Source organism: Allofrancisella heilbronnii, from assembly GCF_000710735.2.
Taxonomy (GTDB): domain Bacteria; phylum Pseudomonadota; class Gammaproteobacteria; order Francisellales; family Francisellaceae; genus Francisella; species Francisella frigidaquae.
In genome coordinates this window covers 845,861-859,895 of record NZ_CP144673.1, presented here as the reverse complement: position 1 = coordinate 859,895, position 14,035 = coordinate 845,861, and the positions used below count along the sequence as shown (strand labels likewise).

Genomic DNA, 14,035 nt, shown 5'->3' with positions numbered 1-14,035 from the left:
TTACATCAAAGGAGTAAGTATTTTCATAATACTTTCTACTATTAAACTACTTCGTTTATTAGTTATATGAGATGTATCTTGACTTGAATCTCCAATAATTTTTTCTGCCCACTTATATAACTTTAGTACTTGCTTAGGAGTATAAATAAATGTAGTTAGTTCATAATTTAAAAATAGACTACGATTATCAAGGTTTACAGAACCAAGCATGGCTATATTTTCATCTATCAAAACAGCTTTTGCATGAACCATATTTTTTGTAAAATGCACTTCAATATTGCAATTAAGTAATTCTCTGATATAGCTAGTTCTAGCTTTATCAACTATTTTATGATTTGACTGTTTAGGAGTTATAACTTTGACATCTATGCCTCTGCGTTTAGCAAGTACTATTGCCTGAAACAAATCAGCTGAGGGTATTAGGTATGGTGTAATAATCCATAGTCTGTTTTTTGCTGAGCTTATTGCTGTAATTAACCCAGCATATAGCTGGTCTCGCTGCATATCTGGACCAGATGGGATAACCTGGGTAAAGCATTTTTCTTTAACATTATTTTTTATTTTAAAGTCTAATTCTTCACTTGTTGCGAAATGCCAATCTGAACAAAAAACTTTTAGAAAGTATACTAAAGATTCTCCTTGAATTTTAAATAATAAATCATCCCACATTCCTTCATGCTCTATAGGGCTCATATACTCATCGCCAATATTCATACCGCCACTAAATACTGTATGGTTATCAAAAATGTAAATTTTACGGTGGTTACGATAATTAATGTAGTTACGTAAAGGATTTATTAGTATAGGCATAAAAAAAACAACTTTAGCACCTAACTTACGTAAATTACTGAATATTCTCCTATTATGACGGTAAACATAAAAGGATCCTAAAGCATCTATCATTATTTTAATTTCTACACCACAAGAGGCTTTTTTCTCTAACGCATTGAGTATTAATCTAGAGGTTGTGTCGTATTTAAAGACATATGTTTGTATATATATATTTGTTTTAGCAGAATTTATAGCTTCCATAAAAGCTTTGTATGAGCTTACACCATCAGTATATATTTCAAAAAAATTGTTAGCTGTTAAAGTAGGCAGCTCAAGATTTGAAAAAACATTTATAATATCTGTAGGAAGGTTTCTATAAGCAGTATCACCTTTAATACAAATATTTTCTAAAGAAGGCTGACGTATACTCATAGCTTCTTTTTGCCAAAAACTCCGTCTATCTTTACGCTGAAATATAAAAAAGAAGGGAATAGCTATATATGGAATAAATAAGATCGCTAAAAGCCAAGCTAATATATTTGAGGCTGATTTTTTATCAACGATAAGCTTCAGAACAACAATTATAGTGAATACTTGGCAAACAAACAGAATGATGTTTGCCTCTAAAATATATACCAAACTTAATAAAAAATTTTCCATTTATAGAACAACGCGTACCTAACGTTAAAAAAATAATTTCAGAATCTATAGGAATTTTAACATATGTGAGGTCTACTATATATGTTAGGTTGACTTAATTTTTGATAGGTTAACCTATATTTCTTAGTCTTTAGACCAAAAAAAACAATTTTAACTACCTTTTTAAAATAAAACTAATAAAGTATAATGTCATCAAATTATAGAAAATTAATTGCATGAAAAAGATAGAGAACGTTGAAAAAAAGAAAGTCCAACCTGGACAAAAGTTACTACCTAATATAAAAAATATTATCCTAATTGCTTCAGGCAAAGGAGGAGTTGGTAAATCAACTGTCACAACTAATCTGGCCGTAGCTTTTGCTAAGATGGGAGCCAAAGTCGGTATTTTAGACGCTGATATTTACGGCCCTAGCCAGCCAACTTTACTAAATCTTAAAGATAATCCAAAAACTACAGATAAGAAAAAAATTATTCCTTTAGAGCGATATGGTGTAAAGATGATATCAATCGGTAACCTAATTGATCCAGAATCCGCTGTAATTTGGCGGGGTCCTATAGTTTCGCGAGCATTAATGCAACTTCTTAATGATACCGATTGGCAGGATATAGATTATCTATTTTTAGATTTACCACCTGGAACAGGGGATATCCAATTGACCATATCGAAAAATATGCCTGTAACAGGTGCTGTGATTGTAACTACACCCCAAGATTTATCCTTAATAGATGCTAAACGTGCAATAGCAATGTTTGAAAAAGTGGATATTAAAACTTTAGGTATAGTAGAAAATATGAGCTATTACATTTGTCCAAAATGTGGTAATAGTGAGCATATTTTTGGTGAGGATGGTGCTCATTTACTTTGTGGTAAAAACAATATTGAATTTTTAGGAAGTTTACCTTTGCATAAAGATATCAGAGAAAATTCAGATCACGGTAAACCATATGTAAGTCTAGAGAAAAACGATAGTATAACTATAAGCTATCTAACAGTAGCTGAAAGTTTATTACATGAAATACAAAAGTTACCTAAAGCAAGTAGCTTGGATTCTATTGGCGTTAAATTAGAAAAATAAGTGAGTAAAAATGACAATTAAATCAGATAAATGGATTAAAAAAATGTCCCAAGAACAAAACATGATAGAACCTTTTGAGGCAGGGCAAGTTAAAATAGTAAATGGTGAAAAAATAGTTTCTTATGGAACGTCAAGCTATGGGTATGATGTACGTTGTGCAGATGAGTTTAAAATTTTTACAAATATAAATTCATCTATAGTTGATCCTAAAGATTTTAGTGATAAGAACTTTGTAGATTTTAAAGGGAATGTTTGTATTATTCCTCCCAACTCATTTGCTTTAGCACGTACCGTTGAGAAATTTAAAATACCTAGAGATGTGCTAGTAGTATGTCTTGGTAAGTCTACTTATGCAAGGTGTGGTATTATTGTAAATGTAACGCCACTTGAGCCAGAGTGGGAAGGATATGTAACCCTAGAATTTTCAAATACAACTCCATTACCGGCTAAAATATATGCTAATGAAGGTGTTGCTCAAATGCTATTTTTTCAATCTGATGAACCTTGCGAAACTTCATATGCTGATAAAGGTGGTAAATACCAAGGTCAATTTGGAGTAACACTTCCTAAGTGCTAATTTTTTTATAAAGCTAATTACTAATCTTTTGGTGTTATCCTACCTGTAATAGCCTGGAAAGCTCTTAATTCAAACATTGATAAACTAGCAAAAATATAATCAAAAATATCAGCTTGGATCTTTTCGTAGTTTACCCAATCGGTGTCATTTGTAAAAATATATATCTCTATAGGTAAACCAGATTCAGTAGGTTGTAATTCTCTTATTAAAAAAGTTAGATCCTGGTGTATTTTTGGATGTTTACGTAAATAATTTTCTATATAAACTCTAAGCAAGGTTATGTTAGTTATTTTTTCATTATTATTTTTTGCTACATAGTCTTTTAGCAACTCTTCTTGTTTTAATTTTCCTAAAAGGTCATCATTACAAAATTTTATAGTATCAATATCAATATTTATTGAACGCTTTATTCTACGGCCACCGGTTTCAACCATACCTCGCCAGTTTTGGACACTATTGCTGATAAGAGCATATGTTGGAATCGTTGAAATAGTTTTGTCAAAATTACGTATTTTTACAGTATTTACAGAAACCTCTATGACATTACCATCAACGCCAGCAGCTGGTACTGTAATCCAATCACCCACTCTCACCATATCTAAAGCTGCTACTTGAATATTTGTAACAAAACCTAAAATAGTGTCTTTGAAAACTAACATTAATACAGCAGATAAAGCACCTAATCCTGTTAAAAAAGCAATAGGGGATTTATTTAATAATTGTGATACTACTAATATAAAAGCTATGAAAAATAAAATTATCTTTATGATTTGAGCGTAACTACGTAATGAATGTCTTGCAAAATATGGTAAAGTTTGAAAATATTCAAAAATAGCATCTGTGAAAGCTATGAAAAACCATATAATAACTAATGTCAAATAAATTTGAGCAATTAATTCTATAGCATTTACTAAATTTAATGTCCAAGGACAATCTGGAAAACTGGCTAAGCTAATAGCTACATATATAAAAATGGCAGGCCCTATATGGGATAACTTTCTAAAAACATGGTATTTAATTAAAGATTTTCCAAAATTAGAATCCTTTTTACTAAAAAAAACTTTAACAATAGTTACTATATATTTTTTTAGTACCAAATTTAGCATCCAGGATATAAATAGTACTATTACAAAAATAGTCGCGAAACTCAAAACATTTGCGATACTGTTATTCCCTAGCAATTTAGTATAAAAAAATATTAAAGTTTCCATCATCGTGTTCCTCTTAGATATTATTTTCCTTGTGTATTAGAAGATTCTAGATTTTTGTCAGAACTAGAGCTATTTTGCTGAGATCCTTTATTACTAGCAGCTATTGATGTAGTAGTATCATTACTAACTTGTTCAGGTAAAAGTAAGGCTATTTGATTAACCATATTATTTACTAATTGATCCTGTAAATAATTATAAGTTCTACTTGCTTCATTATCTTGAGCTAGTACTGTACCGGAGTTAGACTGCCAGAATTGTTGTGTACTTAGGGTTTTATTCGGTACAACTGGAGTTTCATCATATGGTTTAACTATGTTATATGTTACTGTGTATATTAGCTGATATGTATTATTTGAAGCACCGCCAACAACACTTGTCATTTGTGACGTCTTAGCAGCATCTTGGATATTTATGATATAATCAGCATCTTTATCATTTGTGACAATATTTGCTTTATAACTTACTAAAGTTTTTCTTAGTTCATTTGCGTATTGATCAAAGTCATTAGATTCAATATAAAATTTCGTGCCTACAATACTATCAAATGTACTAGCACCACCATTTATTGAGACGCCACGTGGGTGAAAACCACACGAAGATAATAAAATAATAAATAATACGAGAATATACCTTTTCATTTAAAGCACCTATTTTATTACAATGTTTATTAGTTTTTGTGGTACGTAAATCACTTTTATAACTTCTTTACCTTCAATTACAGTTTTTACATAGTTATCGGATAAAACAGCCGCTTCAACTTGCTCTTTTGACAAGTTAGCATCTAGTTCTAACTTAGCTTTTAATTTACCATTTATTTGTACCACTAATAAGAAATCATCTTTTTTAAGAGCTTGTTCATCAACTAATGGGAAATTAGAATTTAAAATATCGTCCCCTAAGTTAAGCTTTTGCCATAAATAATGACATACATGCGGCGTAAAAGGAGCTAATAGTCGAAGTAAGATATTAAAGCCTTCAGATTTTATATCTTTTGCTAAATTTTCATTACTGTTTAAACTATTTAATATTTTCATACAAGCAGAAACTACGGTATTAAACTGGCTTTTATCAAAGTCAAAAATAGCCTGCTTAAGAGCTGAATGTATCTCAAAACGAGTTGTTTTATCACTTTTTGTAAGCTTTTCGTGGTCAACTTGGAAATTAGCGATTAACTCATTTTGATTGGTTTGAGCATAGTTAAATACTTTACGTAAAAACTTATGTGCTCCTTCAACACCTGTTTCCGACCACTCTAGAGATTGCTCTGGTGGAGCAGCAAACATACTAAAAAGTCTAACCGTATCAGCGCCATATTTATCTATTAATTCTTGAGGGTCTACAGTGTTACCTTTTGACTTAGACATTTTTGCACCATCTTTTAAAACCATACCTTGAGTAAGTAAGTTTTCAAAAGGCTCATCAGAAGAAACTAAGCCTTGATCACGCATTAATTTATGGAAAAATCTTGCATATAATAAATGCATGATAGCATGTTCAATACCACCTACATATTTATCTACTGGTAACCAATAATTTGCTTCAGTGTCAAGCATTTGATTGGCAGTAGGGCAAGTATATCTTGCATAATACCAAGATGATTCAAAAAACGTATCAAAAGTGTCAGTTTCACGTTTTGCTTTAGCGCCACAGTTAGGACAACTAACTTCCAAAAACTCTAGCATATCTTTTAAAGGGGAGCCTGCAGCTGTTAAGGTAACCTCTGTAGGCAATCTTACAGGTAAGTTTTCTTCTTTTTCTGGTATTATTCCACAACTATCACAATGAATCATAGGAATAGGGCAGCCCCAATACCTTTGACGAGAAATACCCCAGTCATGTATTCTAAAATTAGTTGTTTCATTACCTTTATCATTATCAAAAAGGTATTTTTTAATAGCTTGGTATGCTTGCTTAAAGTTTAAATCATTGAATTCGCCAGAATTTATCAAGATGCCTTTCTCTACAAAAGCTTCTTTTTCTAAATTAACATTTAGCTTTTCATCATTAGATTTAATAACTTGTTTTAGAGAAATATTATACTTTTTTGCAAATTCCCAATCTCTTTGATCATGTGCTGGAACACACATAACAGCACCAGTACCATAACCCATTAATACAAAATTTGCTACCCAAACATCAATTTCTTCATTAGAAATAGGGTGAATAACTTTTATAGAAGTTTTAAAACCTTTTTTCTCTTGTGTTGCAAGATCTGCTTCCATAGTCGAAGATTTTTTACATTCATCTATAAACTTATTTAAATCAGAATTTGACTTTGTTTGTTCTAAAACCAAAGGGTGCTCCGGAGCTACAGCTAAGTAACTTACACCCATTAAAGTATCAGGGCGAGTAGTAAATACTTCTATATCATCTTGGTGGCTATTTTTAATCTTAAATTTAACTGTTAAACCTTTAGATTTTCCAATCCAGTTAGTTTGCATTGTTTTAACAGCTTCAGGCCAACCATCTAATTTATTTATATCTCTTAAAAGCTCATCGGCATATTCAGTAATTTTAAGAAACCATTGTGGAATTTCTTTTTTTTCTACTAAAGCACCAGATCTCCAGCCACGACCATCTATGACTTGCTCATTTGCTAAAACTGTTTGATCAACAGGATCCCAATTTACTACAGAGTTTTTGCGATAAGCTAAACCTTTTTTATATAACTGAATAAAAAACCACTGTTCCCATTTATAATAATCCTCATCACATGTGGCTATTTCTCTTGACCAATCAAAACTAAAACCTAGAGAGTTAAATTGATATTTCATATGAGAGATATTACTTTTTGTCCACTCATATGGAGATCGTTTATGTTTAATAGCAGCATTTTCAGCAGGTAAGCCAAAAGCATCCCACCCCATAGGATGTAAAACATTTTTCCCTAGCATTTTTTGGTATCTAGCAATAACGTCACTTATTGTATAGTTTCTTACATGTCCCATATGTAAAGTACCACTAGGATACGGTAACATTGACAAACAATAAAATTTTTCTTTAGATGTATCTTTAATAGCTTTAAAACTATTATTTTCTTGCCAATATTTTTGAGCATCTTGTTCTATGCTAGTGAAATTGTATTCTTTCATTGAATAATAAAACCTAGTTAATTTATTGCGAAAACTAATTAGGTAATTCTATGTGAAAACAAACAAAATATCTAGTTCTCAGACATCCATGTTTCTAAAATCACGCAAGCTGCTAAAGCATCAACTTTCACGTGACTGACTTTTTTATTTTTAACACTTTCTAAACGCCACCGTGCTTCTCTAGTTGAGTAAGCTTCATTTATTAGATGCACGTTTTTTTGGTATCTATCTTCAACTTCTTTAGCAAAGTTACGAGCGTCCCTAGTTATATCGGTATCAAGATCTTTTGTGTCTAAGGGCAGTCCAATTATAATATCAGAAGGATTCCAACGTTTTATAATCTTATCAAGCTCAAACCAGTTGGGTTTACCATCATAAGCTTCAATTGTGCCAATTGGGGAGGCTGTTTTTGTGATCATTTGACCACTAGCTAGCCCAATCCGCGCTCTACCATAATCTATAGCTAGTAAAGCTTTAAACATAAATTAAGCATGCCCTATGTTTTTAAACAAGGTATTTAAATTTTGGAAACTATAACCGGCATGTTCTAGGTGATGTTGCCATTTTGATTTATTTTCATAATTAAATAAAATTTTTTTACTAAGCTTAGTTGTAACAATCCAATCATTAGATTTAATTTCGTTGGTTAGCTGCTCAGCAGTCCAGCAACTATAACCAACTATTGGTAGAAAATACTCTGGTAGGATATTATTAGCTAGATCTTCTAAAATGTCTACAGAAGCTGTAATAGCTAAACCTTCATCTAGTCTAATAGTTGAACTATAGTTTCTACCGTTAGTAGTATGTAAAATTAAGATTTTGTGTGAACTAATAGGCCCACCCATATAAAGAGGATGATTAAGGATTTCTTCGAAAGTGTGTAAACAAGGTATCTCTAGCTCTTCAAACACATCTTTCAAGGTTTCTGCTAAAGGTTTATTAATAATTAGCCCCATAGCTCCATACTTATCGTTCTGACATAGGTATATTACAGATTGCGTAAATATAACGTCATTCTTAATAAGTGGAGTTGCAAGTAAAATTTCACTTTTATGGTTTTGAAACATATTATATAGTTATGACCTTTATTTTTTTAATAAAACAAACATGAAAAAAATCAATGCAGCGATAGGGATAATTCTAGATGATAAAAGTTCTAAAGTCTATATAACACTAAGACAAAAACACCAAACTTATTTTAACTACTGGGAATTTCCTGGTGGTAAAGTTGAGAAGGATGAAACTTTTGTAGAGTGTATTAAACGAGAACTTTATGAAGAGGTTGGAATACTAGCGAAATCTATAAATAATTTCTTTAAGAAAAAATACGTTAATAGGGATGGTGTGGAAGTAAGTTTAGAATTTTTTATTATTGATAAGTTTGAAAATAAGCCTTATCCAAAAGAAAATCAGCAGCTAGAGCTTGTAGAAATTTCGGAACTTAAAAGGTATAAATTTTTACCAGCAAGTTTAGAAATTATCGACAGATTACAAGTTGTTTATTCGTAAGTTTTTACCCATCAATTTAGTAAAAGAGTAGTTATCAACATGTTTTAAACAGTCACTTATCAATAATATATAATTTAACATAATATATATTATGCGAATGTTTATATTTTGTTGATAGATATGTGATTCTTATACACATGTACACCTATACAATAAAATACTTAAAAAAACTCGTTAAAAATTTATTTTTCGCAAAAAAAATGTACTATTTATTTAAAGAGTAAAAATAAACTATTTAGGGTTATTTTATATAATGTTAAATGATATATTTCATCAGCCGATAAGAACGAAAATTATAACTTATTTATATTCTATAGAAAATGCTTGTTTTAAAGACATAAAGGCTTTACTTGAGTTAACAGATGGTCATATGAGCACTCATATGCGAGTTTTTATAAAAAATGGCTACATTATCAGCAAGAAATCATTTAAATCAGGCAAGCCTATGACAACTTATTCTATTACAGAAAAAGGTAAAAAAGACTTTTTAGAATATTTAAATGAATTGGAATGTATCGTTAAATATATCAAACGATCCTAGATAGAAACTTCCCTACCCTTATAGCTTTTCTTTGACCAATAGCACATTTAGCTACAGATGTAATAGCTTTGACTTAATCTGACATTGTGTATAAAATAAGATGTCAAATTAAGGAAGAATAAAATGAATGCATCTCAAAAGATAATCAAACCCAAATTAGGTCTGTTAGAATTAGCAAAACAATTAGGTAATGTCAAGCAAGCTTGTAAAGTGATGGGTTACTCAAGAGACAGCTACTATCGCTTTAAAGAGTTATACGATAATGGTGGAGAATTAGCTTTACAAGAAATATCCCGTAAGAAGCCATTAGAGAAAAATAGAGTTGAGGCACATATTGAGCAAGCAGTAGTTAATATGGCTTATGAATATCCGGCGTATGGACAACATAGAGTATCAAATGAATTAGCAAAGCAAGGAATATTAGTCTCAGGAAGTGGAGTTAGATCTATTTGGCTTAGACATGACTTAGAGAATTTTAAGAAGCGATTAACAGCACTAGAGACCAAAGTAGCTCAAGATGGCTTTATACTTACAGAAGCTCAATTACAAGCTTTAGAAAAAGAAAAAGCTAAAAAGGTTGCTACTGGTGAGATTGAAACGCATCATCCAGGTTACTTAGGATCTCAAGATAGCTATGTAGGGTATATAAAAGGTATAGGTAAGATATATCAACAGACATTTGTAGATACGTATACTAGAGTAGGATTTGCTAAGTTATATACAGAAAAAAATGCAATAGTAGCTGCTGATATGCTTAATGATAAGGTATTACCATTCTTTGAGGAACATGGAATAGATCTATTAAGAGTATTAACAGATAGAGGCACGGAATATTGTGGAAAGCTGGAGAATCATTCCTACCAGATGTACTTAAGCATAGAAGACATTGACCATACTAAAACAAAAGCTAACTCCCCTCAAACTAATGGTATCTGTGAAAGATTTCATAAAACTATGAAAAATGAATGTTATGAGACAATGTTTAGAAAAAAGGTTTATTCAACGATTGAGGAGATTCAGCAAGATGTTGATATATGGCTGGATTATTACAATAACGATAGACCACATTCTGGTAAGCACTGTTATGGAAAAACGCCTATGAAAACTTTTATTGACTCAAAACCTTTGGCAAAAGAGAAAAATTTAGGTAATATGTTTGATAAATCTGACACTAGTTTAGAAATAAATTCAGTCTCAAATTAATTGGTGACTGTCAGATCAAGTTTGAGCTACTACACTACAGATATATCGAGATTTTTCACATAGTAGATAGCATCTTGGGAGTGTTTTAAACCTAAGTTACAAGCGTCATCTATAGAGATCATTTCAAACATAAAACCATCTTCTTTATGCCCTGTTTTTTCATCGAACCCGTTAATTTGGTATACCCAATCATAACTTTGCCTAAGCTCAATTTCTAAAACTTTATTTCTTAATAAGTTTTTTTCAAGGCTAAGTTCTTGATTCATTGGGTTAAAAGCTGTAATAATAGCAAATTTTGTTGGATAATATTCAGGTATTACAGGTAGCTCAAATTTAGTATTAAAATACCAGTCCGGCATATTTTCAGTAGCATTTCTACTCATATACTTCTAGTTTCTTTTGAAGTTCAGAGGCTGTAAAAACACCGTTTAAAGTTTCAACTTGCTTGGCATTTTTAAATATGATTAATGTGGGAATGCTTCTAATACCAAATTTGGCAGCTAGATCTTGATTATCATCGACATTCACTTTCGCAACCAAAGCATTTTTATAGTCTTTAGACAATTGATCAAGTATTGGTCCAAGAGTTTTGCATGGACCACACCAATCAGCGTAAAAATCTACAAGTATTGGTTTTGAGGTGCTATTAATTATCTTATCGAAACCCGCTTCATCTGTTTTTATAACGTTACTTATAGCCATTTTTATTACCTCTCGATAAATGTTACATTTGCTTTTATATTTATATCTTTTGAAACTGCAGCTTGATTAGTATTATCATTATAATTATTTGCTACTGTTTTCATTAATACCAAATTACCACTAGAAGGTAATATATTATAATCAGGACCATACTTAATTGACTGTATGATGTAATTACTATCAGTCTGCTTATTAAAGTTACTTAGATATTTTTTTGCATCATTATATATTTTTATCATCAACTCTTGTTTTGCGTTTTCGATATCTTGAGTTGGTGGATTATAATCTAAAATATCAACAACTAGCTTTTGTCCATTAACTTTTTGATTATCTAAAGCAGTTTGTAGTTTATTTAATTGAATTTGAGTAATTCTAGCTTGTAATTCTAAAGTGATATTTAAAGCCCCACTTTGACTTGTACTTTGTTGAATATTTTTAACTTTCCAATCAGTATCAATAATATTTTTAATATCAGCAGTAATTTTACGTTGAACGTTATTTATATCTTGTAAAGTTGTTGTAGCATAAGCTGTGACTTGGACTAATATGCTATCACTTTTAACACTAGTTTCAGCTTGAGTGGCATAACTTATAGTATTATATTTCCTCTGGTCTTTGCTATCACATGCATATAATGATGTCATTGTAGCAAGACTAATCAAAGTCGTAGAAATAACTTTTTTCATTAACTTAACCTTTTTACCCTATAGTCTTCTTATATTCTAAGTTTAGCAGATAAATCGTAGTTAATTAATAGAGTAAATAAAATTATAGCCGAGTTTTATATAACTGAATCCAATACACTATCTAATGACTCTAAAATCTCTTTTATTATTTCATTATCAAAAGGAAAATCATCGGCTGTTAATTGGGATTTAACGAAACTTTCTAACAATAAATGTTGTGCATCATGCAAAGGAAGTCCTCTAGATTGTAGATAGAACAAAGCTTCTTTATCTAACTCCCCTATTGTTGCTCCATGAGTACAAACAACATCATCAGAATAAATTACCAACTCAGGTTTAGTATTTATTTCAGCCTTGTTACTTAATTGAATATTTTTATTATTTTGAAAAGCTTGAATTTGTTTAACGTCTTTAGCAACTACTGCTTTAGCATTAAACCAAGCTTTCGAATTTCCATTAACTACTCCACGAAAGTTTACATTACTGTAAGTATTAGAAGCATTATGATTAACAAGAAAAGTAGTATTAGCGATAGCTTGGTTGTTGAGCAAATAAAGCCCTCTGATATCAAACCTTGAACCTTCTTGATTAAGGTTAGCTACAAAATCATTTCTAAGTAAAGCATCTCTATTTAATAAATTAAAGGCATTAAATTCTGAGTTTTTTGCTAAATTTACTAAATAATTTGCTGTAGTTAAAAGCTCTATATTATTAGAGTTATCAGCATTGTTTGTAAAATTAACTCTTGCTGACTCAGCTAACTCTATGTCTAAAAATAAATTGGTAGCGGAATTTGAAGTCAAATTCACAAAATCAATATCCAAATTCAAACTAGCGAAAATATCAATTTTCAGTTTTAAAGCAATATTAGTCAGCTTACCTTTTGCATTTTCAGTATTTATAAATATCAGGCTTAGACAATCTTTAGTATTTTTTGCTATTTCTACTATAAAATGTTTTGAATTTTCTATTGCTAATTTAGACATTTCTCTTACGTCTTTGTTAAATTCTAAACTACTTATAGACTCTAGTTTATTGTGATAATCAATTGCCAAAACTCCGTCAATTATGATTATAACGTTTTCTTGCGTATCAAACTTAAAACCTTCAAGATAGTCTTTAGCTTGTGGAGATTCTTTAAGTATTTCGGATATATTGTTTTTATCGTAAATAGCAGCTAGATTTGTATATTTCCAGCTTTCTTGTTTAATAGTTGGTAGAGAATTTTTGTTTATTAACATCTTTTTTAACCTTTTTAACTATTTAACCAAGAATAACCTTTCTCTTCTAATTCTAAAGCAAGGTCTTTATTTCCAGTTTTAACTATTTTTCCATCCGCTAAAACATGAACAAAATCAGGCTGTATGTAATCTAAAAGTCGCTGATAGTGAGTAATTACTAAAAAGCTTCTATTATCACTACGCATAGAATTTGCACCGTGAGATACTATTTGTAAAGCATCGATATCTAAACCAGAATCAGTTTCATCCAGGATAGCTAATTTTGGCTCAAGCATCATAAGCTGAAGCATTTCATTACGTTTTTTTTCGCCACCAGAAAAACCTTCGTTTACTCCGCGAGACATATATTTTTGGTCAATCTTGAGAACTTGCATGTTTTCTTTTAACTTTTTCATAAAAGAAATAGCATCCATTTCATTTTCACCCTTTTGCTTTCGGATACTATTTACAGCAGTTTTTAAAAACTGCACATTACTAACTCCAGGGATTTCAATAGGGTATTGTAAACTTAAGAAAATTCCAGCAGCAGCTCTTTCAGATATACTTAGTTTTCTTATATCTTTTTCAGCAAACTTTATAGAGCCTTGAGTTATTTCATAACCACTTTTTCCTGCTAAAACATTACTTAAAGTGCTTTTACCAGCTCCATTTGGTCCCATTATTGCATGGACTTCACCATAGTTAACTTTTAGGTTTAGACCTTTTAAAATTTGTTTATCACCAACATTTACATGTAGATTTTCTATTTCTAACAACATTTTATTAA

16 protein-coding genes are annotated in these 14,035 nt (G+C 30.7%); 5 read left to right on the top strand and 11 right to left on the bottom strand.

Going from position 1 to position 14,035, the window contains the following annotated elements:
* Complete coding sequence (gene cls / locus FRA_RS03990) at window positions 1-1,431, bottom strand: cardiolipin synthase (protein ID WP_035719107.1); 1,431 nt, start codon at window positions 1,429-1,431, stop codon at window positions 1-3.
* 215 nt (window positions 1,432-1,646) lie between these two features.
* Between cls and FRA_RS03985 the strand changes: the two genes are divergently transcribed.
* Both FRA_RS03985 and dcd read left to right on the top strand, forming a co-directional pair.
* Window positions 1,647-2,507 carry an Mrp/NBP35 family ATP-binding protein gene (locus FRA_RS03985; RefSeq protein WP_035719105.1) on the top strand — a complete coding sequence of 287 codons (861 nt, stop codon included), beginning with the start codon at window positions 1,647-1,649 and terminating at the stop codon, window positions 2,505-2,507.
* A gap of 10 nt (window positions 2,508-2,517) precedes the next feature.
* Window positions 2,518-3,084 (top strand): dCTP deaminase, encoded by a 567-nt coding sequence (dcd, locus tag FRA_RS03980; protein ID WP_035719103.1) that lies wholly within the window; start codon window positions 2,518-2,520, stop codon window positions 3,082-3,084.
* A 20-nt stretch (window positions 3,085-3,104) separates the two neighbouring features.
* Here dcd and FRA_RS03975 read toward each other — a convergent pair whose 3' ends face one another.
* The 5 genes from FRA_RS03975 to FRA_RS03955 form a co-directional block, all read right to left on the bottom strand.
* Entirely contained in the window at window positions 3,105-4,295 is a 1,191-nt protein-coding gene (locus tag FRA_RS03975) for a mechanosensitive ion channel family protein (protein WP_035719159.1), read from the bottom strand.
* 20 nt (window positions 4,296-4,315) lie between these two features.
* Entirely contained in the window at window positions 4,316-4,933 is a 618-nt protein-coding gene (locus FRA_RS03970) for an LPS-assembly lipoprotein LptE (protein WP_035719102.1), read from the bottom strand.
* A 9-nt stretch (window positions 4,934-4,942) separates the two neighbouring features.
* A complete protein-coding gene (gene leuS, locus FRA_RS03965; RefSeq protein WP_035719101.1) occupies window positions 4,943-7,387 on the bottom strand; it encodes a leucine--tRNA ligase in 2,445 nt (814 codons plus the stop codon).
* A 71-nt stretch (window positions 7,388-7,458) separates the two neighbouring features.
* Window positions 7,459-7,869, bottom strand: a complete 411-nt coding sequence (gene ruvX / locus FRA_RS03960) for a Holliday junction resolvase RuvX (RefSeq protein WP_035719100.1) — start codon at window positions 7,867-7,869, stop codon at window positions 7,459-7,461.
* 3 nt (window positions 7,870-7,872) lie between these two features.
* Window positions 7,873-8,454 (bottom strand): YqgE/AlgH family protein, encoded by a 582-nt coding sequence (locus tag FRA_RS03955; protein ID WP_035719099.1) that lies wholly within the window; start codon window positions 8,452-8,454, stop codon window positions 7,873-7,875.
* A gap of 40 nt (window positions 8,455-8,494) precedes the next feature.
* On the opposite strand from FRA_RS03955, the gene FRA_RS03950 reads away from it, so the two are divergent.
* The 3 genes from FRA_RS03950 to FRA_RS03940 all read left to right on the top strand — a co-directional run bounded on the left by FRA_RS03950 (window position 8,495) and on the right by FRA_RS03940 (window position 10,640).
* Window positions 8,495-8,896 carry a (deoxy)nucleoside triphosphate pyrophosphohydrolase gene (locus FRA_RS03950; RefSeq protein ID WP_035719096.1) on the top strand — a complete coding sequence of 134 codons (402 nt, stop codon included), beginning with the start codon at window positions 8,495-8,497 and terminating at the stop codon, window positions 8,894-8,896.
* A 253-nt stretch (window positions 8,897-9,149) separates the two neighbouring features.
* Entirely contained in the window at window positions 9,150-9,437 is a 288-nt protein-coding gene (locus tag FRA_RS03945) for a winged helix-turn-helix domain-containing protein (protein ID WP_035719094.1), read from the top strand.
* Window positions 9,438-9,560: 123 nt separating this feature from the next.
* Complete coding sequence (locus FRA_RS03940; protein ID WP_035718769.1) at window positions 9,561-10,640, top strand: IS481-like element ISFw3 family transposase; 1,080 nt, start codon at window positions 9,561-9,563, stop codon at window positions 10,638-10,640.
* Between the two features lie 29 nt (window positions 10,641-10,669).
* Here the strand turns inward: FRA_RS03940 and FRA_RS03935 are convergent, their stop codons facing one another.
* The 5 genes from FRA_RS03935 to sufC all read right to left on the bottom strand — a co-directional run bounded on the left by FRA_RS03935 (window position 10,670) and on the right by sufC (window position 14,027).
* Window positions 10,670-11,023 carry a DUF3293 domain-containing protein gene (locus FRA_RS03935; protein ID WP_081835916.1) on the bottom strand — a complete coding sequence of 118 codons (354 nt, stop codon included), beginning with the start codon at window positions 11,021-11,023 and terminating at the stop codon, window positions 10,670-10,672.
* Window positions 11,016-11,342: a thioredoxin gene (gene trxA, locus FRA_RS03930; protein ID WP_035719092.1), complete on the bottom strand. Its 327-nt coding sequence runs from the start codon at window positions 11,340-11,342 to the stop codon at window positions 11,016-11,018. The genes FRA_RS03935 and trxA overlap by 8 nt, the downstream gene beginning before the upstream one ends.
* Window positions 11,343-11,347: 5 nt before the next feature.
* The gene (locus tag FRA_RS03925; protein WP_035719091.1) at window positions 11,348-12,028 is read right to left on the bottom strand and encodes a hypothetical protein; all 681 of its coding nucleotides are present in this window, start codon (window positions 12,026-12,028) and stop codon (window positions 11,348-11,350) included.
* A gap of 95 nt (window positions 12,029-12,123) precedes the next feature.
* Window positions 12,124-13,269: a Fe-S cluster assembly protein SufD gene (sufD, locus tag FRA_RS03920; RefSeq protein ID WP_035719088.1), complete on the bottom strand. Its 1,146-nt coding sequence runs from the start codon at window positions 13,267-13,269 to the stop codon at window positions 12,124-12,126.
* A 14-nt stretch (window positions 13,270-13,283) separates the two neighbouring features.
* Window positions 13,284-14,027: a Fe-S cluster assembly ATPase SufC gene (sufC, locus tag FRA_RS03915; protein WP_035719087.1), complete on the bottom strand. Its 744-nt coding sequence runs from the start codon at window positions 14,025-14,027 to the stop codon at window positions 13,284-13,286.
* Window positions 14,028-14,035: the final 8 nt, after the last annotated feature.

What these genes read in the sequence shown, in the direction of transcription:
- cls (WP_035719107.1), bottom strand. Translation starts at nt 1,431, where the DNA reads ATGGAAAATTTTTTATTAAGTTTGGTATATATTTTAGAGGCAAACATC.
- FRA_RS03985 (WP_035719105.1), top strand. Translation starts at nt 1,647, where the DNA reads ATGAAAAAGATAGAGAACGTTGAAAAAAAGAAAGTCCAACCTGGACAA.
- dcd (WP_035719103.1), top strand. Translation starts at nt 2,518, where the DNA reads ATGACAATTAAATCAGATAAATGGATTAAAAAAATGTCCCAAGAACAA.
- FRA_RS03975 (WP_035719159.1), bottom strand. Translation starts at nt 4,295, where the DNA reads ATGGAAACTTTAATATTTTTTTATACTAAATTGCTAGGGAATAACAGT.
- FRA_RS03970 (WP_035719102.1), bottom strand. Translation starts at nt 4,933, where the DNA reads ATGAAAAGGTATATTCTCGTATTATTTATTATTTTATTATCTTCGTGT.
- leuS (WP_035719101.1), bottom strand. Translation starts at nt 7,387, where the DNA reads ATGAAAGAATACAATTTCACTAGCATAGAACAAGATGCTCAAAAATAT.
- ruvX (WP_035719100.1), bottom strand. Translation starts at nt 7,869, where the DNA reads ATGTTTAAAGCTTTACTAGCTATAGATTATGGTAGAGCGCGGATTGGG.
- FRA_RS03955 (WP_035719099.1), bottom strand. Translation starts at nt 8,454, where the DNA reads ATGTTTCAAAACCATAAAAGTGAAATTTTACTTGCAACTCCACTTATT.
- FRA_RS03950 (WP_035719096.1), top strand. Translation starts at nt 8,495, where the DNA reads ATGAAAAAAATCAATGCAGCGATAGGGATAATTCTAGATGATAAAAGT.
- FRA_RS03945 (WP_035719094.1), top strand. Translation starts at nt 9,150, where the DNA reads ATGTTAAATGATATATTTCATCAGCCGATAAGAACGAAAATTATAACT.
- FRA_RS03940 (WP_035718769.1), top strand. Translation starts at nt 9,561, where the DNA reads ATGAATGCATCTCAAAAGATAATCAAACCCAAATTAGGTCTGTTAGAA.
- FRA_RS03935 (WP_081835916.1), bottom strand. Translation starts at nt 11,023, where the DNA reads ATGAGTAGAAATGCTACTGAAAATATGCCGGACTGGTATTTTAATACT.
- trxA (WP_035719092.1), bottom strand. Translation starts at nt 11,342, where the DNA reads ATGGCTATAAGTAACGTTATAAAAACAGATGAAGCGGGTTTCGATAAG.
- FRA_RS03925 (WP_035719091.1), bottom strand. Translation starts at nt 12,028, where the DNA reads ATGAAAAAAGTTATTTCTACGACTTTGATTAGTCTTGCTACAATGACA.
- sufD (WP_035719088.1), bottom strand. Translation starts at nt 13,269, where the DNA reads ATGTTAATAAACAAAAATTCTCTACCAACTATTAAACAAGAAAGCTGG.
- sufC (WP_035719087.1), bottom strand. Translation starts at nt 14,027, where the DNA reads ATGTTGTTAGAAATAGAAAATCTACATGTAAATGTTGGTGATAAACAA.